The sequence below is a fragment of the Pantoea phyllosphaerae genome (genome assembly GCF_051025595.1).
In the GTDB taxonomy this organism is placed as follows: domain Bacteria; phylum Pseudomonadota; class Gammaproteobacteria; order Enterobacterales; family Enterobacteriaceae; genus Pantoea.
Genome location: NZ_JBPFDE010000005.1, coordinates 163,348 through 190,310, shown reverse-complemented (window position 1 = coordinate 190,310; position 26,963 = coordinate 163,348). Strand labels below are relative to the sequence as shown.

At 56.9% G+C, this 26,963-nt stretch carries 28 protein-coding genes, 5 tRNA genes and 1 pseudogene; 17 read left to right on the top strand and 17 right to left on the bottom strand.

Features of this window, described 5'->3' with window-relative positions; all coding sequences use genetic code 11:
* Positions 1–7 precede the first annotated feature (7 nt).
* Positions 8–1,507 carry a SulP family inorganic anion transporter gene (locus tag ACR6A7_RS09365; protein WP_434124611.1) on the top strand — a complete coding sequence of 500 codons (1,500 nt, stop codon included), beginning with the start codon at positions 8–10 and terminating at the stop codon, positions 1,505–1,507.
* Positions 1,508–1,558: 51 nt separating this feature from the next.
* Here the strand turns inward: ACR6A7_RS09365 and ACR6A7_RS09360 are convergent, their stop codons facing one another.
* Complete coding sequence (locus ACR6A7_RS09360; protein WP_434124610.1) at positions 1,559–1,753, bottom strand: DUF6404 family protein; 195 nt, start codon at positions 1,751–1,753, stop codon at positions 1,559–1,561.
* 230 nt (positions 1,754–1,983) lie between these two features.
* Between ACR6A7_RS09360 and ACR6A7_RS09355 the strand changes: the two genes are divergently transcribed.
* Positions 1,984–2,154, top strand: a complete 171-nt coding sequence (locus ACR6A7_RS09355) for a hypothetical protein (RefSeq protein WP_033751084.1) — start codon at positions 1,984–1,986, stop codon at positions 2,152–2,154.
* 104 nt (positions 2,155–2,258) lie between these two features.
* Here ACR6A7_RS09355 and ACR6A7_RS09350 read toward each other — a convergent pair whose 3' ends face one another.
* A complete protein-coding gene (locus ACR6A7_RS09350; RefSeq protein WP_434124609.1) occupies positions 2,259–2,459 on the bottom strand; it encodes a hypothetical protein in 201 nt (66 codons plus the stop codon).
* 459 nt (positions 2,460–2,918) lie between these two features.
* Between ACR6A7_RS09350 and ACR6A7_RS09345 the strand changes: the two genes are divergently transcribed.
* The 3 genes and pseudogenes from ACR6A7_RS09345 (at position 2,919) to ACR6A7_RS09335 (ending at position 5,000) form a co-directional block, all read left to right on the top strand.
* Positions 2,919–3,608 (top strand): hypothetical protein, encoded by a 690-nt coding sequence (locus ACR6A7_RS09345; RefSeq protein WP_434124608.1) that lies wholly within the window; start codon positions 2,919–2,921, stop codon positions 3,606–3,608.
* A 216-nt stretch (positions 3,609–3,824) separates the two neighbouring features.
* Positions 3,825–4,303, top strand: a pseudogene (locus ACR6A7_RS09340) (Hcp family type VI secretion system effector).
* A 31-nt stretch (positions 4,304–4,334) separates the two neighbouring features.
* Entirely contained in the window at positions 4,335–5,000 is a 666-nt protein-coding gene (locus tag ACR6A7_RS09335) for a site-specific integrase (protein WP_434124607.1), read from the top strand.
* 134 nt (positions 5,001–5,134) lie between these two features.
* On the opposite strand, the gene ACR6A7_RS09330 is transcribed toward ACR6A7_RS09335, so the two are convergent.
* The 6 genes from ACR6A7_RS09330 to uvrY form a co-directional block, all read right to left on the bottom strand.
* A tRNA-Leu gene (locus ACR6A7_RS09330) sits at positions 5,135–5,220 on the bottom strand.
* An 11-nt stretch (positions 5,221–5,231) separates the two neighbouring features.
* A tRNA-Cys gene (locus ACR6A7_RS09325) sits at positions 5,232–5,305 on the bottom strand.
* 40 nt (positions 5,306–5,345) lie between these two features.
* A tRNA-Gly gene (locus ACR6A7_RS09320) sits at positions 5,346–5,421 on the bottom strand.
* A 152-nt stretch (positions 5,422–5,573) separates the two neighbouring features.
* The gene (gene pgsA / locus ACR6A7_RS09315; protein WP_033751087.1) at positions 5,574–6,122 is read right to left on the bottom strand and encodes a CDP-diacylglycerol--glycerol-3-phosphate 3-phosphatidyltransferase; all 549 of its coding nucleotides are present in this window, start codon (positions 6,120–6,122) and stop codon (positions 5,574–5,576) included.
* A gap of 68 nt (positions 6,123–6,190) precedes the next feature.
* Positions 6,191–8,023, bottom strand: coding sequence for an excinuclease ABC subunit UvrC (gene uvrC / locus ACR6A7_RS09310; RefSeq protein ID WP_434124606.1), 1,833 nt, complete (start codon positions 8,021–8,023; stop codon positions 6,191–6,193).
* Complete coding sequence (uvrY, locus tag ACR6A7_RS09305) at positions 8,016–8,675, bottom strand: UvrY/SirA/GacA family response regulator transcription factor (protein WP_033751092.1); 660 nt, start codon at positions 8,673–8,675, stop codon at positions 8,016–8,018. The genes uvrC and uvrY overlap by 8 nt, the downstream gene beginning before the upstream one ends.
* A gap of 424 nt (positions 8,676–9,099) precedes the next feature.
* Here uvrY and ACR6A7_RS09300 point away from each other — a divergent pair, with 424 nt between their 5' ends.
* Positions 9,100–9,324 carry a DUF2594 family protein gene (locus ACR6A7_RS09300; protein WP_033751095.1) on the top strand — a complete coding sequence of 75 codons (225 nt, stop codon included), beginning with the start codon at positions 9,100–9,102 and terminating at the stop codon, positions 9,322–9,324.
* Between the two features lie 34 nt (positions 9,325–9,358).
* Here ACR6A7_RS09300 and ACR6A7_RS09295 read toward each other — a convergent pair whose 3' ends face one another.
* Both ACR6A7_RS09295 and ACR6A7_RS09290 read right to left on the bottom strand, forming a co-directional pair.
* Positions 9,359–9,970 (bottom strand): autoinducer synthase, encoded by a 612-nt coding sequence (locus ACR6A7_RS09295; RefSeq protein WP_434124605.1) that lies wholly within the window; start codon positions 9,968–9,970, stop codon positions 9,359–9,361.
* A gap of 122 nt (positions 9,971–10,092) precedes the next feature.
* On the bottom strand, positions 10,093–10,815 hold the full coding sequence (locus ACR6A7_RS09290; RefSeq protein WP_434124604.1) for an autoinducer binding domain-containing protein: 723 nt from the start codon (positions 10,813–10,815) through the stop codon (positions 10,093–10,095).
* A 555-nt stretch (positions 10,816–11,370) separates the two neighbouring features.
* On the opposite strand from ACR6A7_RS09290, the gene ACR6A7_RS09285 reads away from it, so the two are divergent.
* Positions 11,371–12,045, top strand: coding sequence for a DUF4396 domain-containing protein (locus ACR6A7_RS09285; protein WP_434124603.1), 675 nt, complete (start codon positions 11,371–11,373; stop codon positions 12,043–12,045).
* Position 12,046: 1 nt separating this feature from the next.
* Here ACR6A7_RS09285 and ACR6A7_RS09280 read toward each other — a convergent pair whose 3' ends face one another.
* On the bottom strand, positions 12,047–12,739 hold the full coding sequence (locus tag ACR6A7_RS09280; RefSeq protein ID WP_434124602.1) for an extensin-like domain-containing protein: 693 nt from the start codon (positions 12,737–12,739) through the stop codon (positions 12,047–12,049).
* A 283-nt stretch (positions 12,740–13,022) separates the two neighbouring features.
* Between ACR6A7_RS09280 and cycA the strand changes: the two genes are divergently transcribed.
* On the top strand, positions 13,023–14,417 hold the full coding sequence (gene cycA / locus ACR6A7_RS09275) for a D-serine/D-alanine/glycine transporter (protein ID WP_434124601.1): 1,395 nt from the start codon (positions 13,023–13,025) through the stop codon (positions 14,415–14,417).
* Positions 14,418–14,492: 75 nt separating this feature from the next.
* Here cycA and ACR6A7_RS09270 read toward each other — a convergent pair whose 3' ends face one another.
* Positions 14,493–15,467 carry a metal-dependent hydrolase gene (locus ACR6A7_RS09270; RefSeq protein ID WP_434124600.1) on the bottom strand — a complete coding sequence of 325 codons (975 nt, stop codon included), beginning with the start codon at positions 15,465–15,467 and terminating at the stop codon, positions 14,493–14,495.
* 42 nt (positions 15,468–15,509) lie between these two features.
* Positions 15,510–16,145 (bottom strand): HTH-type transcriptional regulator RutR, encoded by a 636-nt coding sequence (gene rutR, locus ACR6A7_RS09265; protein WP_434124599.1) that lies wholly within the window; start codon positions 16,143–16,145, stop codon positions 15,510–15,512.
* A 306-nt stretch (positions 16,146–16,451) separates the two neighbouring features.
* Here rutR and rutA point away from each other — a divergent pair, with 306 nt between their 5' ends.
* Genes rutA through rutG form a run of 6 tightly spaced genes read left to right on the top strand, consistent with a single transcriptional unit; the run spans position 16,452 to position 21,365 of the window.
* Complete coding sequence (rutA, locus tag ACR6A7_RS09260) at positions 16,452–17,540, top strand: pyrimidine utilization protein A (RefSeq protein ID WP_434124598.1); 1,089 nt, start codon at positions 16,452–16,454, stop codon at positions 17,538–17,540.
* The gene (rutB, locus tag ACR6A7_RS09255; protein ID WP_434124597.1) at positions 17,540–18,259 is read left to right on the top strand and encodes a pyrimidine utilization protein B; all 720 of its coding nucleotides are present in this window, start codon (positions 17,540–17,542) and stop codon (positions 18,257–18,259) included. The genes rutA and rutB overlap by 1 nt, the downstream gene beginning before the upstream one ends.
* 4 nt (positions 18,260–18,263) lie before the next feature.
* Positions 18,264–18,659 (top strand): pyrimidine utilization protein C, encoded by a 396-nt coding sequence (rutC, locus tag ACR6A7_RS09250; RefSeq protein WP_434124596.1) that lies wholly within the window; start codon positions 18,264–18,266, stop codon positions 18,657–18,659.
* A complete protein-coding gene (rutD, locus tag ACR6A7_RS09245) occupies positions 18,659–19,462 on the top strand; it encodes a pyrimidine utilization protein D (RefSeq protein ID WP_434124595.1) in 804 nt (267 codons plus the stop codon). Before rutC ends, rutD begins: the two co-directional genes overlap by 1 nt.
* 10 nt (positions 19,463–19,472) lie before the next feature.
* Positions 19,473–19,997, top strand: a complete 525-nt coding sequence (rutF, locus tag ACR6A7_RS09240; RefSeq protein ID WP_434124594.1) for an NADH-dependent FMN reductase RutF — start codon at positions 19,473–19,475, stop codon at positions 19,995–19,997.
* Between the two features lie 42 nt (positions 19,998–20,039).
* Positions 20,040–21,365 carry a pyrimidine utilization transport protein G gene (rutG, locus tag ACR6A7_RS09235; protein ID WP_434124593.1) on the top strand — a complete coding sequence of 442 codons (1,326 nt, stop codon included), beginning with the start codon at positions 20,040–20,042 and terminating at the stop codon, positions 21,363–21,365.
* Here rutG and ACR6A7_RS09230 read toward each other — a convergent pair whose 3' ends face one another.
* Positions 21,366–22,274, bottom strand: coding sequence for a DMT family transporter (locus ACR6A7_RS09230; protein WP_434124592.1), 909 nt, complete (start codon positions 22,272–22,274; stop codon positions 21,366–21,368).
* A 153-nt stretch (positions 22,275–22,427) separates the two neighbouring features.
* Here ACR6A7_RS09230 and wrbA point away from each other — a divergent pair, with 153 nt between their 5' ends.
* From wrbA to ACR6A7_RS09215, 3 genes are read left to right on the top strand one after another with little or no spacing between them, the layout of a single operon-like run.
* Positions 22,428–23,027: an NAD(P)H:quinone oxidoreductase gene (gene wrbA, locus ACR6A7_RS09225; protein ID WP_434124591.1), complete on the top strand. Its 600-nt coding sequence runs from the start codon at positions 22,428–22,430 to the stop codon at positions 23,025–23,027.
* Positions 23,028–23,047: 20 nt separating this feature from the next.
* Positions 23,048–23,278 carry a YccJ family protein gene (locus ACR6A7_RS09220; protein WP_033751138.1) on the top strand — a complete coding sequence of 77 codons (231 nt, stop codon included), beginning with the start codon at positions 23,048–23,050 and terminating at the stop codon, positions 23,276–23,278.
* A 51-nt stretch (positions 23,279–23,329) separates the two neighbouring features.
* Positions 23,330–24,703 carry an NAD-dependent succinate-semialdehyde dehydrogenase gene (locus ACR6A7_RS09215; RefSeq protein ID WP_434124590.1) on the top strand — a complete coding sequence of 458 codons (1,374 nt, stop codon included), beginning with the start codon at positions 23,330–23,332 and terminating at the stop codon, positions 24,701–24,703.
* Positions 24,704–24,759: 56 nt separating this feature from the next.
* Here ACR6A7_RS09215 and agp read toward each other — a convergent pair whose 3' ends face one another.
* The 3 genes from agp to ACR6A7_RS09200 all read right to left on the bottom strand — a co-directional run bounded on the left by agp (position 24,760) and on the right by ACR6A7_RS09200 (position 26,872).
* On the bottom strand, positions 24,760–26,388 hold the full coding sequence (gene agp, locus ACR6A7_RS09210) for a bifunctional glucose-1-phosphatase/inositol phosphatase (protein ID WP_434124588.1): 1,629 nt from the start codon (positions 26,386–26,388) through the stop codon (positions 24,760–24,762).
* A 241-nt stretch (positions 26,389–26,629) separates the two neighbouring features.
* Positions 26,630–26,717 (bottom strand) — tRNA-Ser (locus tag ACR6A7_RS09205).
* 67 nt (positions 26,718–26,784) lie between these two features.
* Positions 26,785–26,872 (bottom strand) — tRNA-Ser (locus tag ACR6A7_RS09200).
* Between the last annotated feature and the right edge of the window lie 91 nt (positions 26,873–26,963).

Below are 26,963 nucleotides of genomic sequence, written 5' to 3'. Positions count from 1 at the left end.
CAAGTTTATGAGTCAATCGAATGACGTTGCCCCATCTGTGGACAGCGACCTGAGCATGGGACGCGTGCTGCGTTCCCCCGCCCTGCTCACCCGCGAGTGCCTGGCGGGCGTGATCACCGCGCTGGCGCTGATCCCAGAAGTGATCTCTTTTTCCGTCATCGCCGGCGTCGACCCTAAGGTCAGCCTGGTGGCGTCCGTCGTGCTCTGCCTGACGCTCTCAATACTGGGTGGACGTCCGGCGATGGTCACCGCCGCCGCCGGTTCGGTGGCGCTGGTGATCGGCCCGATGGTGCATACCCACGGCGTGGCCTATATTCTGCCCGCCGTGGTGCTGGGCGGCGTGATTCAGATCCTGTTCGGCGTAGCGGGTCTGGCGCGCATGATGCGCTATATTCCGCGCTCGGTGATGCTCGGTTTCGTTAATGCGCTCGGCGTGCTGATCTTCTTCGCGCAGGTGCCGCATGTGTGGGGGCAAAGCTCGCTGGTGTGGCTGCTGTTTGCCGTGACGCTGGCAATCGTTCTGCTGCTGCCGCGCCTGCTGAAAAGCGTGCCCTCCCCGCTGGTCGCTATCGTGGTCGTTACCGCCGTCGCGCTGCTGATGGGCTGGCGCGTGCCCAACGTGGGCGACGAAGGCCCAATGAGCGCTGGTTTGCCCGGTCTCAATGCGCTCCAGGTGCCGTTAAGCCTGCAGACGCTGCAAATCGTTTGGCCGACCGCCCTCAGCATCGCCTTTGTCGGCCTGATGGAGTCGCTGCTCACGGCTAAGCTGGTGGACGATCTGACCGATACGCTCTCCAGCAAGCGTCGCGAGTCCTGGGGATTAGGTGTCGCCAACATTTTCGCCGCCTTTTACGGCGGCATCGCCGGCTGCGCAATGATCGGCCAGACCATCGTCAACGTCGAGTTGGGCAAGGCGCGCACGCGCGTGTCGACCCTGGTCGCCGGGCTGGTGCTGCTGCTGCTGGTAACTGGCCTGAGCGCCGTCATGGCGCAGATCCCGATGGTTGTGCTGGCGGGCATTATGATGGTGGTCGCGGTGAAGACGGTGAACTGGCACAGCCTGCAGCCCGCCACGCTCAGGCGCATGCCCTGGTCGGAAACGCTGGTGATGGCGCTGACGATTGGCGTTACGGTATGGACCGGCAACCTGGCGCTGGGCGTGCTGGCGGGCGTGATCGCCGCCATGATGCTGTTTGCGCGTCGTATCGCCCACGTGATCCACGCCGAGCGCGAAGTCAGCTCTGACGGCCACTCGGTGCGCTATCGCGTGCGCGGCCCGCTTTTTTTCGCCAGCAGCAACGATCTGTTTGAACACTTCGATTACGGCCATGACCCTAAACAGGTCACTATCGATCTGACCGAGGCGCAAATCTGGGATGCCTCGTCGGTGGCCGCGCTTGATGGTATTGAATACCGCTATCAGCGCCACGGTGCGCAGGTAACGATTGTGGGTCTGGACACCCGCAGCAGCGATTTTCATCGCCGTCTGACCGGCAAATTCGAATGATTTACGGCTGATGATGGCGATGCGGCGGAGGCCGCATCGCCGTTAAAATGGTCAGGCCTGCCGACGCGCCTTGAAACGCACAATGAGCGTGGTCATCGCCTGATAGATGACGCCTGCGTAGAGGCTTTGTAAGATCGCCATCCCTGTTTCCATCCCCTCTTTTTGCCAGAAGCAAAACCACATAAACAGTCCCCACAGCAGGGCAAACAGTAGACAGCCTTTTATAAATTTCATGACGCCCTGCATCTCGCTTCCTTTTTGTCTCTGCAGCCCGTGCCGCATTGTCGAGGCGAGAAAGTAGCGCATCGCGCGGCGATTTGCATTCCTGGCTGCGTCAGATGAGAGGCGGGTCAACTTTTACCGCCATGCACTTATTTATGCGTCCAAAGCTGGTGCGCTGACGCTGGCCTGCTACGCTTTAATTTCATTGCATTTTCATGCTTTTTTTTTCAATACCGGAGAATGAGGTGGCAACGATGAACAACGTGAAAAAAGGGATCTGCATTACGCTGGCGGTGCTGGCGCTGGCGGGCTGTATGCACCGCAGCGATGCGATTAAATCAGATGGCCGTCCTCATGCGCCAAGCGGTCAGTCGTCGCCGGGCGGCACGCTGGGCTCAGGTCCGGTTGGACAGCCGCAGTCGTAATGAAAAAACCCGGCCAGCGCCGGGTTTTATTTTACCGTTACCGCACTCCTCGCGGGCGATGTCCCGGCATAAGGATGTCAGGATAGAACGGATATAGCGCATCATTAGTGCACAGAATGATTGAGCAGCTCCATCGCCGTTTTATACACCAGTTCAGGTCTACCATCGGGCAACATCACCTTAATCTTTTCTTTTAGCGCACAGTTAGTTAACGGTTGACCATCGGCCAGCAGCTCAAGCACGGCCTGCCCAAACATCAAACGACACACATGAATAGCATCTTTAGCGTATTTCGTTTCCATCATAACCTCCCCTGTTGGTGAGGAAGTAAAGTAACGCGATTTACAGGAACGCTTATATTGATTAGCTGGCGGGACAATTCCGAAACAAAAAAACCGCCCCGAAGGCGGTCACGACAATGCTTACTACTGCTTTTTCTAATTTGGTTTTTCTAAATCGACAGACAGGGCACCCGGGGCGGGACTTGAACCCGCACGACCATAAGCCGAGGGATTTTAAATTGCGTGGCAAAACATTATTTATCAGGAAGATAAGTTAATTCTGACTAACATTTTCCAAAAGTTTCTACCAGTTATGATGGGCTTTCTGGCGTGGATATAATCCCATGCCAGGCAAAATTTGGAAATATTTAATCGTAATGGCGCATAAACATTCAATTGAACGAGCCATTTAGATGTTTACATGACACACAGGCGCCATTATTGTTTAATCAGTAAAGTTACAATGGCCAAAGGGACTGGTTTATGTATTACAGCAATGAAGTGATAAGTTTTCTACAGGCAAATAATATACTTGCGTCAAAACTCGACCACGTATTAACAGGCGCTGGAAAAGAGGTATCTAATCAAATTGATATGATTGGGGCGGGCGCAAAGCGTGCTCTTTTTTACACATCCTGCTTCACTGAAGAGTATCAGGATGTCTGTATTCAACAAAAAAATGAAGATATTCGCTTCCAGCGAGGCATATTACATCTATTCCAGCACGGCAATGTTGTCTATGACATGCTAAAAATTTATTTCGCAGAAATATTCAGATATAAAACAAAAGATCAATTAGAATACATAAAAAAAGGTTTGATGGCGGTCAACGTTCACATTGCTGCCAGCTATCTAACAAGTGCGGGGATGGCCCTGGCTGTAGCCACTACAGTTGCTGTTGGATTGAATTTAAGCCTTAACATGAGCGCGTTAATCGGTGGAAAAGCTGCCGGCCTCGCTGGCATTGCTGGTATCTATGGAGTAGTCCAAAAAGCTGCGGATAGCGCACGTCGACTGCATTATACTGGGCCTGGTTATTATGACGCACTATATACTCAAGAACTGGAAATGATGTTTTTCCTGATCGAATTTTTATTTGATAGAGCGCAAGCGTTTAATACAGGAACATCAGATCGGGATGTAATCAGCATCATTCAAAAGATGACTGGGTGATTTAATAAATGAAAAAAATTCTTAAAATTTCTATAAAGGGATTTTTCAAAACCTCTCTTACTTACTATGGCCCTGCCGCATTAACGGTGATTTTTTCATTCACTCTTTTACATTTTTTTCCAGACGGCCCTTTATGGCCAATACCGGTATTTATCATATTGATAACGATTTTTGCAAAATGGTAACCTTTACAGCATATTTATAAGGAAATTATACATGGCTACTCCAGCACATTTATGGCTAGAAGATGAAAACGGCTCCCCTATAGTCGGTAGCTGCATGATGCCACTTCGGTTAGGCTCCATCGAGTAAAATCATTCTCTCATGGTGTCACTATTCCGGTAGATCCCAGCTGGGGAAAACTGACAGGTACGCGCGTTCACCAGCCTATAATGATAGTCAAAGAATTCGATCAGACTACGCCGCTTCTTTACCGTGCCGTATGTCAGGGCCGCCCTATGAATAAAGCGACAATAAAAATGTATCGTATTTTGGAATCGGGTATCGAGTCTGAATATTTCAATATCATTTTAGAAAACGTCAAAATCACAACGGTTTCCCCGTACCTTGCCCCTAACGGCATGAGCAGTACCCACCTGGAAACACTGGAATTACGTTATGAGGCTATTACATGGAAATACACGGATGGAAATATCATTTTTCGGGATTCATGGAATGACCGTTGCTGTGCATAGAAGGCCACACTAGACTAAATAGAAGAAAAAAATGCCCGGCATTAGCCGGGCTGGTGTTGGCAGATCAAAAGTAAAACTAAAACGTTTTATAAAATTTTATTATTACAAGTATCGTTATTATCCAGGCTATCACATATCCCGTTATTACCAACTTCCATCAATGCCCTGCCGCCCCGCGTTTATCGCGGGCGGACAAAATATGAGTTTTACCCTGCCGCCGGGGGCTCCATATCACTTTGCCCTCTCGATTCGCCGTTGCCTGCCGTCTGGGCAAAAAGATGTACTGGAGCTCACGCGCGGCCAGCTGCTGGAGGAAGGGATTTTTATCTGCCAGCATAAAACCAACAAAAAGCAGATTAAAGCATGGTCGGATCGACTGCGTGCGGGGATCGCCATGGCCGAAGCGTTGCCGCTTAAACCTGGACTCAGCAGCCTGTATGTCCTGCATCAAAGCACCGGCGGCAAATACACGCGCGACGCTTTCCATAGCGCCTGGGCAAAAGCGCGCTCAGCAGCATCTGCTGTACGCGCTGAACGTCAGCTTGATTTCACGTTTCACGATATCAAGGCAAAAGGCATATCGGATCGGGATGGCAAGCTGCGGAAAAAGCAGAATATTTCCGGTCATAAATCCATTTCGCAAACGGCGCGCTACGATCGCAAAGTAAAGATAGTGCCGGTAGTCGGTAATCAGTGAGAGTGAATTTTTAGTCAGTCAGCAAAAAATGATGTTAGGCGGAAACGGTAAGCACAAAAAAACCGCCCCGAAGGCGGTCACGACATTGCTTACTACTGCTTTGTTTTAATTTGGTTTTTCTAAATCGACAGATATGGTGCCCGGGGCGGGACTTGAACCCGCACGACCATAAGCCGAGGGATTTTAAATCCCTTGTGTCTACCGATTTCACCACCCGGGCAGGGTATAAAGTGGAGGCGCGTCCCGGAGTCGAACCGAGGTGGACGGATTTGCAATCCGCTGCATGGCCACTCTGCCAACGCGCCTTTATCCGCTGTGCCGTCAGGGGTTCCTGACCTGCAAATCTGGAGCGGGAAACGAGACTCGAACTCGCGACCCCGACCTTGGCAAGGTCGTGCTCTACCAACTGAGCTATTCCCGCATTGTTCAGCAATCTAATGGAACTTGCTGATTTTGCTTATCTTCTGGCAGCCTCGCTGCCGTTCGATGCGATGCATTCTACTGACCTGACGCACTGAGTCAACAGAATTATCTTCACAGTGCGTCCGTTTGCTGCTTTTTAAGTCGCTTCGATCAGCTATCGAGCAGATCGCCGCGCGCAGCGCTCAAATACTGAAACATTGACCAGAATGTCAGCACGGCGGCGATATAAAGCGCTACCACGCCCACGGCGATAACCGTGGTATCGGGACGCCACAGCAGCGCCACCAGCGAGAGCATCTGCGCTGTGGTTTTCACCTTGCCGATCCAGGAGACGGCGACGCTGCTACGCTTGCCAATCTCCGCCATCCACTCGCGCAGCGCGGAAATAATAATTTCGCGCGCAATCATGGTTGCGGCTGGCAGAGTAATCCACCATGAATGAAAGTATTCCGCGACCAGGACCAGCGCAATCGCCACCATCACCTTATCGGCCACGGGATCGAGGAAGGCGCCAAAGCGCGTGGTTTGCTTCCAGCGACGGGCGAGAAAGCCGTCGAACCAGTCGGTTACCGCAGCGACCACGAAAATCAGCGCGGTGGCGAACGGCGCCCAGTAGAATGGCAGATAGAAAGCCAGCACAAAGAAAGGAATCAGGACGACTCGAAACAGGGTGAGACACGTCGGAATGTTAAATTGCATATGCCGGTAACTGTCTGGAATGGGTAGAATTTCCCCTATGTTCCTACATTGCCTCACCTGTTTCAATGCTAGTGTTTTAGCGAATGGTATATTTTTTCCGCCAGCGCGAACGAAATGCCGGGTACATTGGCAATCTCTTCCACCGTGGCATTCATCAAGGGTTGCAGGCCGCCCATATACTTAAGCAGCTGCTGGCGACGTTTTGGGCCAATCCCTTCGATGCTCTCCAGCGCGCTGGTATTCTTTACTTTCGCCCGTTTTTTTCGGTGGCCCGAAATTGCATGATTGTGAGCATCATCACGAATATGCTGGATAACATGCAGCGCTGCAGAGTCCGGCGGCAGCGAAACGCCCTCGCCTTCCGCTTCAAAAAAGAGGGTTTCGAGGCCCGCTTTACGATCGCTCCCTTTTGCCACGCCCAGTAAAATCGGTCGCGATTTATCCCATTCAACGTCCAGCTCGGCAAACACCTGCTTTGCCTGCGCCAGCTGTCCCTTGCCGCCGTCGATTAGAATGACGTCAGGTATTTTGTCCTCTTCCAGCGCTTTACCGTAGCGGCGTCGCAGCACCTGATTCATCGCCGCATAATCATCGCCCGGAGTGATGCCTTCAATATTGTAGCGTCGATAGTCGCTGCGCAGCGGCCCGTTGGCGTCGAATACCACACAGGATGCGATGGTCTGCTCGCCCATGGTGTGGCTGATATCGAAGCACTCCATGCGGTGGATTTTGTCCAGCTCGAGAAACTGCGCCAGCGCCGCCAGCCGCTGCTGAATAGTGGAGTGCTGCGATAGCCGCGTGGTGAGCGCCGTCGCCGCGTTGGTACGCGCCAGCTTAAGGTAGCGCGCGCGGTCGCCGCGCGGTTTGCTCTGGATGGTCACGCGTCGACCCGCCAGCTCGCTCAGCGACGCGGCAAGCAGTTCGCGCTCCGGCAGGTCGAAGTCCAGCAGAATATCGCCTGGCAGGGTGCGCGCTTCGCTGCCCTGCAGGTAAAACTGGCCGACGAAGGTTTGCACTACCTCTGCCAGCTCGGTATCGGCCGGGACTTTTGGGAAGTAGCTGCGGCTGCCCAGCACTTTGCCCTGACGAATAAAGAGCACGTGCAGACAGGCCATGCCAGCGTCATAGGCGACCCCTACTACGTCCAGATCGTCGCCCTGATTAGAGACGAACTGCTTTTCCGTGATGCGGCGCACCGCCTGAATCTGGTCGCGCAGACGCGCCGCCTCTTCGAAGCGCAGCCCGAGGCTCGCCTCTTCCATGCGCTTCACCAGCATGTTCAACACCTGGTCATCTTTACCGGCGAGAAACAGCCGCACATATTCCGTCTGCTGCGCATACTCCTCTTCGCTCACCAGCCCCGCGACGCACGGCCCCAGGCAGCGTCCAATCTGATACTGCAGGCAGGGTCGGGAGCGATTACGGTAGACGCTGTTTTCACACTGGCGAATCGGAAAGACCTTTTGCATCAGCGCCAGGGTTTCACGCACCGCATAGCCATTCGGGAACGGGCCGAAATATTCGCCTTTCGCGTGTTTTGCGCCGCGATGGTAGGCCAGGCGCGGATGCGTATCGCCGCTAAGAAAGATAAACGGATAGGATTTATCATCGCGCATCAGCACGTTGTAGCGCGGCTGATAGAGCTTGATGTAATTATGCTCGAGCAGCAGCGCTTCCGTTTCAGTGTGCGTAACGGTGACGTCTATATGATGGATGTTGCTGACCAGCACCTCAGTCTTTCGACTGCCGACATGGCTGCGAAAGTAGCTGCTGAGGCGCTTCTTAAGATCTTTGGCTTTTCCTACATAGATCACGGTGTCCGAAGCGTCGTACATGCGGTACACGCCCGGCTGGCTGGTCACCGTGCTGAGAAAGGCTTTGGCGTTGAAAACTTCACTCACTACTGATTAACGGCTCCGCATTGAACAGGCCATGTCGAATGGCCAGATGCGTTAACTCTACGTCGCCGCTGATGTTCAGCTTGCTGAACATGCGATAACGATAGCTGTTAACGGTTTTAGGACTGAGATTGAGCTGCTCGGAAATTTCCGTCACCTTTTGCCCTTTGGTGATCATCAGCATAATCTGCAATTCCCTTTCCGACAAACAGCTGAAGGGCGATTCCGCTTTTTGCGGCTCAATTTGGCTCAGCGCCATCTGCTGGGCGATATCGGAAGCGATATAGCGCTGGCCTGCGTGCACGGAACGAATAGCGTTCACCACTTCCTGCGGCGCGGCGCCTTTGCTGAGATAACCCGCCGCACCCGCCTGCATCACCTTCGCGGGCAGCGGGTTTTCGGTGTGGATAGTCAGCATGATAATTTTGATATCGGGATTGAAGCGCACAATTTTGCGCGTCGCTTCCAGGCCGCCAATGCCGGGCATGTTCATATCCATCAGGATGACATCGACCTGATGTGTCCGACACCATTTCACCGCGTCCTCGCCGCAACAGGCCTCTCCCGCGACCACAAGACCTTTCATATCTTCCAGTATGCGTCGAATACCGGCGCGTACCAGTTCATGGTCATCCACAAGAAGAACACTGATCAACGGGGAGCACTCCGCAAGCTAAAATGAGGAATAATTCTGATAATGAATCCGCGCATGATACCTGCTTTTCATCCTGATGAACATCAACAGCCTGAATGTTTGACCGTATTCAATGATTTACATCAAGGCTTTCCAGACCACCTGTTAAACAGGCATGCCGTATAAATTATGATTGCCCTGTCAATTATTTTTATCGTTTAATTTCAAACATTTAAATTATACCGCAGGCAAAATATCGAGCTACGTCTAATTGTCGCACCAGCAATCGGTGAAAATTATTCACCTGCTGCTTTAAATCATCTCCTCTTGATGAATCAACCGCGCTGACGCTTCGCTTGCGCAGCTAAATAGCGTGCTGTGATATACTTTTGCACGGCTGTGCGGAACATGCCGGCACGATCGATTAACCCCCAAGGAGAACACGATGAGCGATGAAGAGTTTGTGACCTCGCACGATACGCTAAAGCTGGCTGATGAAGTCGCCTGTCTGAAAATGATGGTGACGCTGATTCTGAAAGGAATGGGCCAGGCAGACGCCGGCAAAGTAATTATTAATATGGAACGCTACGTGCAGACCCTGGGTGATAAGCCGCAGGCGGAAGTGTTTAGCAATACCATTAAACAGATTAAAACCGCTTATCGTCAGTGATGCCTTCGCCCCCGCCTGACGCGGGGGCGCGCGCTCAGGTGTGCGACTGCCAGTTAACAGAAACACCCAGTGACGGCAACACCTCCTCTGGGCTGAAGCGTCGCGTCCCGCGATACTTTTCTGCCAGCGCAGGCTGCGTCACCGGAATACGAATGGCGAACAGGTTGTCCTCCGACTGAATCAACCCCGGCGTGAGCGGCTCATAGGCGACCTGATGATCCTCAAACATCTTCTCCAGCATCGGCGTCGCCGAACTGATCAAATACTCCATGCCGTTGAGTTCGGCGAGCTGTACGGCGTGCCATAAGAGGTTGAACGGCAGCTCAGCGTCCACTTCCAGCTTCGCCGAGAAGCGCGACATCTCCCACACTTTTTCATGACTGAACGGCACGACCAGCCCTTCGCTCTGGGCGGGCTCATGCCACGGCATCAGCCGCGCGCAGCCGCTAATGCCGTCGCGCGCGCTCCATGCCAGTAGCCAGATGACATCCGAACGATCAAAACGGTCATACTCCTGACCCGGCGTGCTGAGCCGCGGTGGAATTGACCAGCCTTCTCCACGCGCAAATACGCTATAACGGTAGCTGCCCAACTCGGCCAGCAGAGAGGACGGCATATCCTTTAACTGGGTTTGAATTATTTTCATCATGCGCCCCTGACATCCTCATGTTTGCACTGATTTACGCTACGCCTGCCTGGCAAAGTCCCGGCGCAGGGTAGACAACTACCTTCGGCAACGTAACTACTAAATTTAGTAGTTGCCTTTTTCTATATCAGACCAATCGCCGCCGCATAACAGGCAATTTGGGTTTTATTGGAAACATTAAATCGCTTTTGCATATTCTTTTGGTGAAAATTTACCGTATGCTGCGAGATAGCTAAAATGAGCGAAATTTCAGCCGAGGTTTTACCCTCCGCGGTCCATTTCAAAATTTCTAGCTCGCGCTGACTAAAATCATTTTTTAGCACCATTAGCGCATCATCGGAAAAACGCTGGAGCGCACGCAAACTCAGCTCCGCGAGAAAGTGCAGTTTCACTTCCAGCTCGACGTGCTGATGCTGCGTCCTGCTTGCCAGGCGGGATGCTATAGATAATATACCAATGGCGCGATTTGATGCCATGGCGGAGCAGGAAAATCCGCTGTTCAGCCCGTGCTCCTGTGCCTCTTTCCACAAATCACCGGCATTGGTGAAAAGGTCGTGCGTCCACTCGAGGCCGCGTCCAGGCTGCTGGCATAGCGTTAACACGGGATCGAGAGCATAATAGTTTTTTTCTTCATAGCGTTTAATCCAGGCAGGCGGATAGGTGCTATGCAAAAAAATACGCGGCCGGGTAAAAGGCACAGGATGCTGAATCAAAAAGGAATAGCTGTCGAACCCTAATGACACGACCTGTGTCTGAATAAGCGTCTTCAATTCTTCTGTTGAAGTGAGAGCCTGAAATTCTTTTTCCGTCTCTCGGCGCCAGACGAAATAATTTTCGTTAGTCATATTGCCTCGGCGTTATCCTCACGCTGACGCGTCTGGTTATTGAGGTTGTGCATTTAAAAAAATTAATTTTATAAGCGAAAAAAGTTTTGTTGAGAAAGAAACAGGCATACCAGTAAAAACCACGTCACGTCCGGTTGTGCGTGTTTTACTTAAAACATAATTTCTGCGCCTGTCGAAAGAGAATCTCATTCTCAGCAGTGACGCCGCTGAAAAAACAGAATAAGATTTTTCTTAATGAGATTCAATCTGCAGCACAACAATAAATTCTTCACCCATCGGCCATCATTCAGCATCGCTATTAAGTTAAATTAGTTTAGATCCGCAATTTATTTGTAAACATAGCGTTAAGGTATTCTAAAGCGAAAACGCCGGCAGGGGTGGAAATGCGTGTTTTTTTTGCCGGTTCGCTTAAGCATCGATTGCTGACTTGTGTTGCAATTGGGCTAAGCTTAGCCATAGACGCTTTATCGACGCCTTTCGCGCGGCATGCAGGCCTCTGGCTGCCTTCGGCCGTTGTTACGGATGCGCTTTTTACCTTTGCAGGTGGGAAACACTATGTTGAATCAGCTGGCATTGCCCTTCCTGGTATTAGGAGCCTGTACCGCTCTGATGATCCTTAAGGATATATTCCGCCATCCTCATCCTGTCGGGATAATGAACATTATCTGGCCTCTGACCGGACTTTACATGCCGTTCTTTGGCTGGCTAGCCTGGTGGTATCTTGGTCGAAAACCTTCGCGTCATCTTAAACTTGCGCTATTGGTTCCGCAAAAAATTCATCAATACGCTGGCTGGCAAACCATATTTATTACCACTTCTCTCTCTGCGGCAGCCTGCCTTTTTAGCGAACTGATTACTATTCCGATTATCACCCTGCTAAACCACTCTCATTTTGCTACGCCGATCTGGATGCAGGCAATTATCTGTCTGACTATTTCTCTGATTAGCGGTCTTTTTTTACAGTTTATGGCGATCAGGCAGCGCGAAACATTTTCCATATGGCGCGCCTTGCTGATCGCCTTTCGCACCGAAACGTTCCCGCTGCTGGTTTATCAGGCGGGTATTTTCCTCTTTATGAGCCTGGCCCTAAAATTTGTGCTTCATCAGCAGATTAATCCGCTGACGGCGGCTTTCTGGTTTATGCTGCAGCTCGGGATGCTGACCGGATTTATATTCTCCTGGCCTGCCAATCATTTCCTGATTAAACGTGGGCTGAACCCGGCAGTCTAATTCAACGACAATATCCGGTTCCGCGCATACCGAAATGAAAATGGCTGGCATGCGCGGCGTTATAATCTGGTCCCAGCGCATTGCCAAAGTTATTACACCCCTCCTGCCAGAGCTGATGCAGCAGAGCCGACTTGTTCTCCGGCTGTGTCCAGTTTTTCCCCACTTCAAGACGTTGTCCATCGACCAGATGAAAGCCGGTGACGTCCCAGGCATCCGCGGTCGCATGCTCGCTTAAGCGCCCTTCGGTGCGGTGATAGATATTGCGGCAGGCGTAGCTGCCGACATGGTTGATGCGCGTCAGCGATGCGCCAGACTGCGCCAGACGCTGCTGGCTGCGCAGCACAAACATCGTGCTGGCGACGGCCATTGGGCAGCTGGCGAGAAAGCTGCTGCTCAGGCTGACCTTGCCGAACCGCTGGATGCGCAGCGGGTCAGGCAGCGGGCAGGCGCCCGTAACGGCGGGACGCGCGCTAAACGTCACCAGGCCCGCCAGCTGCGCGCGGCGCATCACGTCGAGACAGGCCGCGGGATCGCCAGCCAGCCGCTTGAGTTTGTAGCGCGTCATCCAGCCGGGCGGATCGGTGACCGCCAGCGGCGTAAAGGGATTGAACGAGGGCGGCAGATGCTGTTTTAGCCACGGCAGACTCCACCACCCAACGGCGATGAGTACCAGCAGCAGAATAATCGTACGCATTCTCCCTCTCGCAGCAGCTTGATTTAGAGAACAAAAGTGTAGAAGCTACGCGCCGGTTTAGCGTCGGAAACGACGCTTTTCGCTTAAAACAGCTGCGTTGTGCCGCAAGTTTGTGCTGCGTAAAGATTTTCTGACATGTTAATAAGACGTAAAGGTCGCATTTGTACAAAAAAATTAGCGAGCTTTTGTCTTATTCCTCTATCTTATGCCCACTTGCCTCCAGGTAAGCGATCGCAAACAGCCAGCAGAGCTGACACAACATCCAGACAGGAAGAACGATTTTATGGTTGATCAAATAAAAGAAGCCGCTGCCGGGCAGGAGAATCCTGACAAGCTGCGGCGTAATCTGCATAACCGTCATATTCAGCTTATCGCCATCGGCGGCGCCATTGGCACCGGCTTGTTTATGGGCTCCGGCAAAACCATCAGCCTTGCGGGCCCGTCGATCATTTTCGTTTATATGATCATCGGCTTTATGCTCTTTTTTGTTATGCGCGCGATGGGCGAGCTGCTGCTCTCCAATCTGGAATACAAATCGTTCAGCGATTTCGCCGCCGATCTGCTTGGCCCCTGGGCGGGCTACTTTACCGGCTGGACCTACTGGTTCTGCTGGGTGGTGACTGGCATTGCCGACGTGGTGGCGATATCCGCCTATTTCCAGCTCTGGTTCCCCGGCTTTTCCGTATGGATGAGCGCCCTGCTGTGCGTCTTCATCTTCCTTGCGCTGAATATCGCCACGGTCAAAATGTTCGGCGAGATGGAGTTCTGGTTCGCCATCATAAAGATCGTCGCCATCGTGGCGCTGATTATCACCGGCATCGTGCTGGTGACCCTGCACTATCCGTCGCCAGGCGGCGGCACCGCGTCCCTGAGCAATATCTGGGATCACGGCGGCCTGTTCCCGAAAGGGCTGAGCGGCTTTTTCGCCGGTTTCCAGATTGCGGTGTTCGCCTTTGTCGGCATTGAGCTGGTCGGCACGGCGGCGGCGGAGACGCACGATCCCCATAAGGTGCTGCCGCGCGCCATTAACGCCATTCCGCTGCGCGTGATTATGTTCTATGTGCTGGCGCTGATGGTCATCATGGCGGTGACCCCCTGGACGCAGGTGCTGGCGGATCGCAGCCCCTTTGTTGAGATGTTCGTGCTGATCGGCCTGCCGGCGGCGGCCAGCATCGTGAACTTTGTGGTGCTGACCTCAGCGGCCTCTTCCGCCAACAGCGGCATCTTTTCCACCAGCCGTATGCTCTACGGCCTGTCGCAGCAGGGCGTGGCGCACCGCGCCTTCGGTCGACTCTCCGCGCGTGCGGTGCCGACTGCCGGACTCTTTTTCTCCTGCCTCTGCCTGCTTGCAGGCGTCGCGCTGATTTATCTGATCCCGGACGTGATGACGGTGTTCACGATGGTGACCACGGTGTCGGCGATCCTGTTTATGTTCGTCTGGACCATTATCCTGTGCAGCTATCTGGCTTACCGCAAGAAATATCCGGAGCGCCACGCGGCGTCGGGCTTTAAGATGCCGCTGGGCAAGTTCATGTGCTGGGTGGTGATGGCGTTCTTCGCCTTCGTGCTGGTGCTGCTGACGCTGCAGGAGGATACCCGTCAGGCGCTGATGGTGACCCCGCTATGGTTTGTTATGCTGACCATGGGCTGGCTGCTGCGTCGTCGCGCCGCCCGATAAGCGGTTTGCCTCCTCGTTAACGCGCGGGAGGTATCGACCGGGCGTCCCCCTCCGCGATGAGGCGGACGCCCGTTTTTATAAACGCTCCCTGATATCTTTAAAACTTTGTTCCAGCGAGGGCCGCGCGGCGGGTAGCCTTTGTGGATGCGCAGCGGGCGACTGCGGCGTGCCCAGCCCGAAGGTAAAGGTATAACGCCCCGCTTCCCCCATGCGCAAATCGGCAATAATCGTCTGCCCCTCCTGCTCGCGCAGCGCATAGAAGCCGTGGCTGAACCAGGCGACGCGCTCCGCATACCAGCTCCCCTTCAGCGGCGCGAACAGCGCCGTGTGTCGCGCCTGCCAGTGGATCTGCAGCGGCCGCGTCGGCGACAGCAGCGACCACCAGGCTTCGCCATAGCGATCGCCATCAATAATCACCGCGCGCCACACCAGCGTGTTAAATGCGGTTGGCGTCACCAGTATCTTCTCGTCGGGCAGCTTCTGCTGCGCCAGCGATTGGCTGATCTGCCAGCCCGCCACGCCCTGAATCGCCACGCTCCAGGCGAGATAGAGCGTGCTCAGGGTTAATCCAGCGCGATTCCAGCGCAGACCGCTGGCGCCGCCGCGCCGCAGCGCGACCGCGAGGCAGAGGAGCAGCGGCAGCGTATAGAGCGGATCGACGATATAGATGCTGCCGATGGCAAAGGGGTGATCGGTGAGCGGCAGGCCAAGCTGCGTGCCGTACACCGTCATCAGATCCAGCAGCGGATGGGTAATCAGCGCCAGCCAAATCGCCAGCCACCACTGCTGCCAGCTTACTCCGCGCCGGAACAGGCCTGCGATCAGCCAGGCGAGCAGCGGCGAGGCCAGCGTCAGCCACAGCAGCGCATGGCTCTCGGTGCGGTGCAGCGTCATATTGCGGATAGCGTCGCCGTGATCGATAAACACATCGAGATCGGGCAGCGTGCCACAAACGGCGCCTACCGCCGCCGCCTGCCAGAGCGGCGTCCGGCGCCCCATCGCCGCGACGCTGACCGACGCGCCCAACAGCAGTTGCGAAACAGAATCCATCGATAACTCCGTGACAGAGCGACGGCACCAGCCGCCGGGAAATTAGCGCACGCGTATCCCTTCGATAATCATGCGCTGCACGTTTTCGACCGTTTCATCAAAAAACTGGGGATCGCTCAGGGTCTGCCCGGTAATCGCCTCGACCTGGCTGGCGAAATCCGCATAGTGCTGCGTCGCCGCCCACAGCATAAAAAAGAGATGCTGTGGCTGTACGCCCGCCAGCCGCCCTTCATTAATCCAGCGCTCGACAATCGCCGCCTTATCGTCCACCAGCTGTTTGAGATCGCCCGCCAGCTCTCCTTTCAGCAGCGGCGCGCCCTGCAGCATCTCCAGGCAGAAGAGGCGCGACGCCTGCGGATGATCGCGCGATACCTCAAGCTTGAGGCGGATATAGCGGCGTATGGCGCTAAGCGGATCCATATCGTGCTGCAGCGCGCGCAGCGGCGCCAGCCAGACGTCAAGGATCTCTTTCAGCACGGCGATATAGAGCGTTTCTTTTGAAGGATAATAGTAGAGCAGATTGGTTTTCGAGACGTCAGCGCGCTCGGCGACCTGCTCCAGACGCGTGCCGTGAATACCAAACTGAGAGAAAAGCGCCAGCGCGGCCTCCAGAATAGCGGCGCGTTTCGCCGCAGTGGCGCGCGAACGTCGCGTCGGTTTTTTTTCATCGGTTTTCACAGCGTTACCTCATTCCTTAAGCGTACTGGCATCATAGCAAAGCCGCTCACCCCTGCCCAACCTGAACGCTGCACCTTTTTTGTTCAGCCTGCCTGCAAAACGTGCAGAGATTTTTGACCAGCTGGTCCATAACGGACCAGCCGTTCCACTTTTCTTTGCCCTGTAATATTTAACCTTCTGTTAAATATATCTTTTTATTTTGTGGCACAACCTTTGCAAATTTGTCAGCAAGCGCCGCCATCAGGGATGACGCAGGATGCCGCGCAGCGCACCACATCATTTATCACCTGGCAAAGAGGGTTTGACATGAAAATTGGCGTTTTTATTCCGATTGGTAACAACGGCTGGCTGATTTCTACCCACGCTCCGCAGTACAAGCCGACGTTCGAGCTGAATAAGGCGATCGTACAAAAGGCAGAGCGCTACCACTTCGACTTTGCGCTCTCGATGATCAAGCTGCGCGGCTTTGGCGGCAAAACCGAATTCTGGGATCACAACCTTGAATCCTTCACCCTGATGGCAGGCCTCGCCGCCGTGACCTCGCGTATAGAGATCTACGCCACCGCCGCCACGCTAACGCTGCCGCCCGCCATCGTGGCGCGCATGGCCTCCACCATCGACTCCATCTCCGGCGGCCGCTTCGGCGTCAACCTGGTGACCGGCTGGCAGAAGCCGGAGTATGAGCAGATGGGCATCTGGCCCGGCGATGACTACTTTAGCCGCCGCTACGACTACCTGACAGAGTACGTTACCGTGCTGCGCGATCTCTGGGGCAGCGGCCAGTCCGATTTCAAAGGCGAATTTTTCACCATGAACGACTGCCGGGTCAGCCCGCAGCCGCAGAAGCCAATGAAGGTGATCTGCGCCGGTCAGAGCGACGCAGGCATGGCCTTTTCCGCACAGCATGCTGACTACAACTTCTGCTTCGGCAAAGGGGTCAACACGCCAGCGGCCTTCGCCCCCACCGCCGCGCGCATGAAGCAGGCGGCGGAGAAGGCGGGCCGCGACGTCGGCTCCTACGTGCTGTTTATGATTATCGCCGCCGACAGCGACGAGGCGGCACGCGCCAGATGGGAACATTACAAAGCGGGCGCCGACGAAGAGGCGCTTGCCTGGCTGACCACGCAGAGTCAGCAGGACAAGCGTTCCGGCAGCGACACCAACGTGCGCCAGATGGCCGATCCCACTTCCGCGGTCAATATCAATATGGGCACGCTGGTCGGCTCTTACGCTAACGTCGCGCGCATGCTGGATGAGGTGGCGCAGGTTGAAGGCGCCGAGGGTGTGCTGCTCACCTTCGACGACTTCCTGCAGGGCATCGAAGAGTTTGGTCAGCATATCCAGCCGCTGATGCAGTGTCGCAGCGAGATTAATGACAACAGAGAGGTGGCCTGATGAGTACCGTTTACTGCGCCCATACTGCCGCGCTGCCGCAGGTTGAGCTGCCTGCGCGCCCGGAAGCGATCGCTTTCCCGCCCACGCAAAGCGCGCTGATCGTGGTCGATATGCAGAACGCCTACGCCACGCCCGGCGGCTATCTCGACCTGGCTGGCTTCGACGTCTCCGCCACGACGCCGGTGATCGAGAAGATTGCGCAGGCGGTCGCCGCCGCGCGCGCGGCGGGCGTGCAGATCGTCTGGTTCCAGAACGGCTGGGACAACCAGTATGTCGAAGCGGGCGACGCCGGTTCGCCGAATTTTCATAAATCCAACGCCCTGAAAACCATGCGCAAACGTCCTGAGCTGCAGGGTTCGCTGCTGGCCAAAGGCGGCTGGGATTATCAGCTGGTGGACGCGCTGCAGCCACAGCCAGAGGATATCGTGCTGCCGAAACCGCGCTACAGCGGCTTTTTCAACACCCCGCTCGACAGCATGCTGCGCAGCCGCGGCATCCGTCATCTGATCTTTACCGGCATCGCCACCAACGTCTGCGTGGAATCGACGCTGCGCGACGGCTTTTTCCTTGAATATTTTGGCGTGGTGCTGGAAGACGCCACTTACCAGGCGGGTCCGCCCTTCGCCCAGCAGGCGGCGATTTTCAATATCGAAACCTTTTTCGGCTGGGTCTCCAGCGTCGACGCCTTCTGCGAAAGCCTGCAAGGTCATAAGGAGTAACGCCATGCCGAAGTCTGTGATTATTCCTCCGGGCACCGCCACGCCTATCGCCCCTTTCGTCCCGGGCACGCTGGCCGACGGCGTGGTCTATGTCTCCGGCACGCTGCCGTTCGATAAAGAGAATAATGTGGTGCATGTCGGCGACGCCGCCGCGCAGACGCGCCACGTGCTGGAAACCATTAAAAGCGTGATTGAAACCGCGGGCGGCACGCTTGACGACGTGACCTTTAACTCAATCTTCCTTACCGACTGGCAGAACTACGCCGCCATTAACGCGGTTTACGCGGAATACTTTGCCGGGGATAAACCGGCGCGCTTCTGCATTCAGTGCGGTCTGGTGAAGCCCGACGCGCTGGTGGAGATCGCCAGCGTGGCGCATATCGGCAGGGGGGAGGCGTAATGCATCTGGAGATACTGGGACGGCAGGATCCCGCGGCACCGACGCTGGTGCTGGCTTCCGGCCTCGGCGGCGTAGCGGGTTTCTGGCAGCCGCAGCTGGCGGCGCTGAGCGCATGCTATCGCGTGGTGGTTTACGACCAGCGCGGCACCGGCCGTAGCGCGCAGCCGCTGCCCGCCGACTATTCGATGGCGATGATGGCGGCCGAACTGGCCGAGGCGCTGGCGCAGCGCGGTATCAGGCGCTTTGGCCTCATCGGTCACGCGCTCGGCGGTCTCGTCGGGCTACAGCTGGCGCTCGATTATCCGGAACGCATTGAGCGCGTGGCGGTCATCAACGGCTGGCTGCGGCTGCATCCCCATACGCGACGTTGCTTTCAGGTGCGGCAAGACCTGCTGCTCAAGGTGGGCGTCGAGGCCTTCGTGCGCGCGCAGCCGCTGTTTCTCTATCCGGCGGAGTGGATGGCGCAGCATCAGCCGCGTCTTGCCGAAGAAGAGGCGGCGCATCTCGCCCATTTTCAGGGGCGCGATAACCTGCTGCTGCGCCTGGACGCCCTGATGCGCGCCGACTTCACCTCGCTGGCCGCGCGCATTCAGCAGCCGGTGCTGGCGATCTGTAGCCAGGACGACATGCTGGTGCCCTGGAGCTGCAACGGGGAGTTAGCCGCGGCGCTGCCCAACGCGCAGCAGATCGCCATGTCCTGGGGCGGACATGCCATGAGCGTCACCGACGCCGACGGATTCAATTCGCTGCTGCTGCAGTGGCTTAACAGGAGCGAAGCCGCGCCGCAGCGCGCGGCGAGCTAAGGAGATAACGATGAGCACCCTTACCCTTACGCCTGAGATCGCGCTCGTAGAGAAGCAGGCCTTTCGCGACGGCATGGCGCGCCTTGGCGCCGCCGTAAATATCATCACCACCGATGGCCCGGCGGGCCGCGCAGGTTTTACTGCCTCCGCGGTGTGCAGCGTCACCGATACGCCGCCGACGCTGCTGGTCTGCCTGAATCGTTCAGCCTCGGTATGGTCAGTCTTCGACGCCAACCGTCAGCTTTGCGTCAATACCCTGGCGGCCGGTCAGGAAGCGCTTTCAGGCCTGTTCGGCGGCAAAACGCCGATGGAAGCGCGCTTTCAGGCGGCGCAGTGGCGCACGGCGGTGACAGGCTCGCCCGTGCTGGAGGGGGCGCTGGTCTCGTTCGACTGCCGCATCAGCGACATTACGCCGGTCGGCACCCATGACGTGCTGTTTTGCGAAGTGCTGGCGCTGAGGTTTAGCAATGAAATGCACGGGCTGGCCTGGTTCGATCGCGGCTACCTCCCCTTGCCGCGGCAGGACGCCCGCTAATCCGCCCTGCGCGGCCTGATACCACTCTTTCTGGAGATAACGATGGCGAGTTCCTGGTTTCCTCAATGGCGTAAAAAGTCGGCGGTATCAGACGGCGGGCTTATCGCCCCGGATGAGACGCTGCCGTTTGGACAAACGGCGATCCTCGGCCTGCAGCATGCGGTGGCGATGTTCGGCGCCACCGTGCTGATGCCGCTGCTGATGGGGCTGGATCCCAATCTGGCGATCCTGGTGTCAGGCATCGGCACCCTGCTCTTTTTTGTTATCACCGGCGGACGCGTGCCGAGCTATCTGGGATCCAGCGCGGCCTTTGTCGGTGTGGTCATCGCCGTAACCGGCTTCAACGGGCAGGGACTTAATCCCCATCTCAGCGTCGCGCTCGGCGGGGTCATCGCCTGCGGCGCGCTCTATATGCTTATCGGCCTGCTGGTGATGAAGGTGGGTACGCGCTGGATCGAACGCCTGATGCCGCCGGTAGTTACCGGCGCCGTGGTCATGGCGATTGGGCTAAACCTGGCGCCCATTGCGGTGCACAGCGTGGCGGCTTCTGGCTTCGACAGCTGGATGGCGGTAATGACCGTGCTCGCCATCGGGCTGGTGGCGGTCTTTACCTACGGGATGGTGCAGCGCCTGCTGATTCTGGTAGGGCTCATCGTCGCCTGGGCGATTTATGCGCTGTTGACCAACGTGCTGGGCTTCGGCAAACCGGTCGACTTCAGCGGCGTGGCGCAGGCCGCGTGGTTCGGCATGCCGCAAACCACCGCACCCAGCTTCGATCTTCAGGCGATGGTGATGATCGCGCCGGTGGCCATTATCCTGGTGGCGGAAAACCTCGGCCATCTCAAGGCGGTCGCGGGTATGACCGGTCGCAATCTCGATCCCTGGATGGGACGCGCCTTTGTTGGCGACGGCCTGGCGACCATGATCTCCGGCGCGATCGGCGGCAGCGGCGTCACGACCTACGCGGAGAATATCGGCGTGATGGCGGTCACCAAAGTCTACTCGACGCTCGCCTTCGTGGCGGCGGCGTTGATTGCGCTGATCCTCGGCTTTTCACCAAAGTTCGGCGCGCTGATCCATACGATTCCCGCGCCGGTTATCGGCGGCGCCTCGATTGTGGTCTTCGGCCTGATCGCGGTCGCGGGCGCGCGCATCTGGGTGCAGAACCATGTGGACTTTAGCCAGAACAGCAATCTGATTATGGTCGCCACTACGCTGGTGCTGGGCGCGGGCGATTTTTCTCTGAAAATCGGCGGCTTTACCCTGGGCGGCATCGGCACGGCCACTTTCGGCGCGATTCTGCTTAATGCGATTCTGTGTCGACGCGGCGCGCCGCTGGCGGAGCGTGCGGCGCGTCAGCAGGGATGATTATTTGTGCGGCGCCTCTGGCGCCGTTTTTTTTCGCCTGAGCTTCAGCTCGCTGACGATCACGCCGCAGACGATCAGCGCGCCGCCGAGAATGGCTGCCGCCGGGAGTCGCTCTCCGGCGATGCGCCCTACCACACCTGCCCAGACCGGCTCGCCCGCGTAAATTACCGTGGCGCGCGTGGGTGAAACGCTGCGCTGCGCCCAGTTCATGGTGACCTGAATCAGCGCGCTGGCCGCGCCGAGACCCAGCGCGCTCAGCAGCAGCGTCGGGCTGAGCGCCGGCATCGACTCGCCGTTCGGCGTCATCAGGGCGAAGGCGCACAGCGAGGCGACCGCCAGTTGAATCAGCGTTACGCGGCGCACGTCCACCCGACCGGCGAAACGGCTAATCAGGATAATCTCGGCGGCAATTGCCAGCGTGCTGAGCAAGGTGGCGATTTCGCCCTGGTTAAGGCTGATGCGGCCATCCTGCGGCCCGGCCACCAGCAGCAGGCCGAGAAAGGCGAGCAGTATGCCGCACCACGCCATCACGCCCGGCGGCCGCCGTAGAAACAGCCACTGCAGCAGCGGCACTACCGGCACGTAGAGCGCAGTGAGAAAGGCGGACTGGCTGCTGGAGATGGTCTGCATGCCCCAGGTTTGCAGGCCGTAGCCGCCTGCAATCGACAGGCCGATCAGCGCGCCTGCGATCAGCTCCTGACGTGTGGTGCCTGCCAGCGCGCGGCGAAAAACGCAGGCGAGGATCAGCGCGGCGGTAGCGAAGCGCAGGCCGACGAAGAAGAACGGCCCTGAAACGGCCATCGCACGATGCACCACCAGAAAGGTGCCGCCCCAGATCATGGTAATCAAAATCAGCACCAGCTCTTCGCGCGAAACGCGCAGCGTCAGGGTGCGGGAAACGTCCGACATATCTCACCTTTAGCGATTTAACGGGCGCCATTGTGCGCAGGTCGCGGCCTGAATGCAATGCATCAGAAAAAGCGCAAATTTTGCGATCTCGCCGCAGGGCCAAAAAGCTCTTCTATACTTCTGCTTAGGTTTTCACATGCTGAGGAGCGCGCAATGGCCCGAATTCTGGTGCTTTATTACTCAATGTACGGACATATCGAAACCATGGCGAACGCGGTAGCGGAAGGCGCGCGCCGCGTTTCGGGCGTCGAGGTCGACATCCGGCGCGTGCCGGAAACCATGGACGCCGAGCGGTTCGCCCAGGCAGGCGGAAAAACCGACCAGGCGGCGCCGGAAGCCACGCCGGACATATTGCCGCAGTACGACGCTATCCTGATCGGCACGCCAACGCGCTTCGGCAATATGTCTGGCCAGATGCGCACCTTCTGGGACCGCACCGGCGGCCTGTGGGCCTCTGGCGCGCTGTTCGGCAAGGTTGCCAGCGTCTTCACCTCAACGGGCACCGGCGGCGGCCAGGAGCTGACCATTACCTCGGTCTGGACCACGTTAGCGCACCACGGCATGGTGATCGTGCCGATTGGCTACGGCACCAAAGAGCTGTTTGATATTTCCCAGACGCGCGGCGGCACGCCTTACGGCGCTTCCACCCTGGCGGGTGGCGACGGCTCGCGTCAGCCTTCGGAAGAAGAACTTAATATCGCCCGTTTCCAGGGCGAGCACGTTGCCGGCATAACGGTAAAACTCAAAGGGTAAGTTTCACTAAGGAGAAAATGATGTCTAACGATCAAGCGAAAGCACACCACGTGGGCGAATGGGCCACGCTGCGTCACACCTCTCCCGAGATCGCAGAGGCTATTTTCGAAGTAGCGAACTACGACGAGAAGCTGGCGGAAGAGATATGGCGTCAGCAGGGTAACGACGAAGTGCTGTTTCGCGCCTTTGACAAGACAGAAGCCGACGTGCTGACGTGGGACGATACGCCGGTAGAGCGCAAAAATATCTGATTGCGAGGCGGGATTTCCCGCCTCACCTTTTTGACTGACCAAGGAGAATCTATGTCTTCCTATCAGAGCATTAACCCCGCCAATAATCAGCTGCTGAAAAGCTGGCCTTCTCACGATGCCGCCGCGGTCAGCCAGGCGCTGGAAACCGCCGATCGCCTGTTCCACTCGTCGTGGAGCAAAGGGGATATCGCGCCGCGTCTGCAGGTGCTCGCCAGACTGGCTGATTTGATTGAAAGCCGGGTTGACGAGCTGGCCGCCATCGCCAGCAAAGAGATGGGCAAGCTGATTGGTCAGAGCCGTGGAGAAGTGAAAATTTGCGCGCAGATCGCGCGCTACTACGCCGACCATGCGGCAGAGATCCTGAAACCGCAGCCCTACCCCAGCGAACTGGGCGAGGCCTGGGTCGAGTATCATCCCATCGGCGTGCTGGTCGCCGTCGAGCCGTGGAACTTTCCTTATTACCAGCTAATGCGCGTGCTGGCGCCCAATCTGGCGCTGGGCAATCCAGTGCTGGCGAAACATGCCAATATCGTGCCGCACTGCGCCGACCTGTTTGCCAGGCTGGTCATCGAGGCAGGCGCGCCGGAAGGTGCCTGGACTAACCTGTTTATCAGCAGCGACCAGGTCGCCGAGCTGATTGCCGACGATCGCGTGCAGGGTGTCGCCCTGACCGGTTCAGAACGCGCCGGCAGCGCCGTGGCGCAGCAGGCGGGCAAATACCTGAAGAAATCGACGCTGGAGCTGGGCGGCAACGACGTTTTCGTCGTGCTCGACGACGCCGATATCGACGAAGCGGTGCGTCAGGGCGCGCAGGCGCGGCTCAGCAACTGCGGCCAGGTCTGCACCGCCGCCAAACGCTTCATTCTGCACGAAAAGATCGCCAGCGCCTTTATCGATAAGTTCAGCGCCGCGCTGAAGGCGGCGCGCCTGGGCGATCCGCTCGACGAGCAGACCACGCTGGGACCGCTCTCTTCCAGAGAGGCGCGCGATCGCCTTGCGAAGCAGGTCGACGAGGCGGTGAAGAACGGCGCAACGCTGCTGATCGGCGGCAAGCCAGTTGAGGGCGTCGGCTGCTACTTCCAGCCGACGATCCTGACCGATATCCGCCCGGATAATCCGGCCTACTATGAGGAGTTTTTCGGCCCGGTGGCGCAGATTTACGTGGTGGGCGACGACAACGCCGCCGTTGCGCTGGCGAACGACTCTCACTACGGCCTGGGTGGTTCGGTCTGGACGCGCGACAACGCACGCGGTCGTCGCCTCGCCTCGGCGATTGAGACCGGCATGGTATTTATCAACTCACAGAGCGATACCTCAGCTGAGCTGCCGTTTGGCGGCGTGAAACGCTCCGGCTATGGCCGCGAGCTGTCGGACCTGGGTATCAAAGAGTTCGCCAACCAGAAACTGGTGGTGGTGGCAGGCTAATCCGCCTGGCCCATAAAAAAACCCCGCCGCGGCGGGATTTTTCATGAGTGCTGGTTTTACTGGGTGACGGCTTGTTTCGCGTCGCTGTTCTGCGCCGATTCCACCGGCTTCTGCGCTGTCGCGTTAGCAGGCTTATCCGCGTCGGCTTTGTCTGCCGCCGCTTTATCGGCGGCCGCCTTCTCAGCCGCCGCCTTTTGCGCCGCGGCGCGCTCTGCCTTCGCTTTCTCCTCGGCTGCTTTCGCCTTCTCTTCTGCGGCTTTCGCTTCAGCCGCCTTTTGCGCGGCGGCTTTTTCCGCGGCTGCCTTGTCAGCGGCGGCCTTATCGGCCGCTGCTTTATCAGCAGCGGCTTTACCGGCGGCCGGTTTATTTTCCGCTGGTTTAGCGGCATCTTCAGCCGCTGCCGCTGCCGCGGTCGGCTGAGCGACCGGCTCCATCGGTGTGCCCTGCAGCGCGCCGTTCAGCGCCTGAGCGAACTGATCCCAGCTGCAGTAGCCGTTGCCGTCGGTCGGACAGCCTTCCAGCTGTAGCGTCACGCGCTTCGGCGGATTCTTCAGGCTCAGCACTTCACCATCGCGCAGCTGATCGGCGGTCTGGTAGACATATTCCAGCTTCAGCAGATCTTTGTTGTTTTTCGCATCATGCCAGCGTTCAAACACCAGCTGTCCGCCAATGGGCGTATTTTCCCAGGTGCCGGGCAGTTCATAGGGCTTAACCTGCAGCGCGCTCAGCAGCGAGGCGATGTTGGAATCGTGTCCGACCATCAGCGTGATTTTCGGCGCGTTGGCTTTGTCCTCATCCACCAGCTGGCTGCGGATGTAGTCCACCAGCGGCGCGGCGACTTCGCGCGCGATATCCGGACTGGTGAAAAGCGCATCCTGATAGCCGTTTTTAATCGCCGACAGCGTTTTCCACTGCTCTGGGGTTTTGATCTGGCCCCAGGCGACCTGCTCAAGCGGGAAGCCCTCATAATACTGCAGCGTAAAGGCGTCCATCAGCGAGTTGCCGACCTTCAGCGGACCGCTGACGTTTGGCTCTTTGCCGTTTTCGGCGCTGAAGACATTGTCACCGCTGCTTAGGTCGCACTGTTTTTTATTGTTGCAGGCTGGCGCGGATTTGTAATCGACGATCTTATCCAGCTGCTGCAGCGCAGGCTTCAGCGCCAGCTTTTCGTTTTCCGCCGTCATTGCCGCCAGCGCTTTCTTATTAAAGGCCTCGCTGTCGTCGGTGATCACCGGGTTAAACACCGGATCCATGGTGCCCATGGCGTCCTGATGGGTGACGGCGATATCGCAGCCGGGGAACGCGCCGTTAACGAAGAACTGAGCCGTCGCGACGGTGCGCTGCAGGCTGTTGGCGTAGACAAAGACGTTGCTGCTGTCAGGACAGCTGCCGTTATGCACCAGGCCCTGCTGCGCCAGCCACTGACGCGTGTAGTTGCCCATGTAGACTTCCAGCACGCCGCCTTTGGTGGTGAGCTGCCCGCCCGGCACGCTCCACTGCGGCCAGCTTTTCTTCGTCGACTGTTCCAGCACGCTGCCGTTATCGGCCAGCGGCGCGCGCAGGTTGTGGCGGCTAAACATCAGTACCTGCTGCAGCTGCATATCGCCTTCAGCCGCCTGGGCCGCCATGCCGATCGGCAGCGCGGCGAGCACCGACAGTGCGCAAAGACTCAGTTTCTTGATCATTGTGCCTATTCCATTTATTCAGTAGAGAAACACTCTGGCTATCAACCGATTAGCTCTGATCAGAGCATAGTGGCCCACAGTGTAACTCAAGCTGGCCGCGAAATGCGCCCGATGTTTGTAAAAACCTGAATGGACTATAGCAGAGCGGGCCGAAAGCAGCCTGTAAAGCGCGGTACCGTACCAGTAGAAACTGGAAGGCAGAAATGCAACAGGCCAGCACATTGTGCTGGCCTGTCTGGTGTGGCGGAGGAAGAGAGATTCGAACTCTCGGATGGTTTCCCATCGGCGGTTTTCAAGACCGCTGCCTTAAGCCGCTCGGCCATCCCTCCGGGGTGATGCTTTTCACATCGGCAAAACGACGTTGCCGCATTGCCTGTTCCTGCCTGAGCAGGAAAGTGGCGGAGGAGGAGAGATTCGAACTCTCGGATGGTTTCCCATCGGCGGTTTTCAAGACCGCTGCCTTAAGCCACTCGGCCACCCCTCCGCAATGAGGCGCACTATAAACATCCCCCCGAAGGATGTAAAGCCTGTACGAATTCATTCGCCTGAAAAACAGCCAAAATGGTGTTATTCGT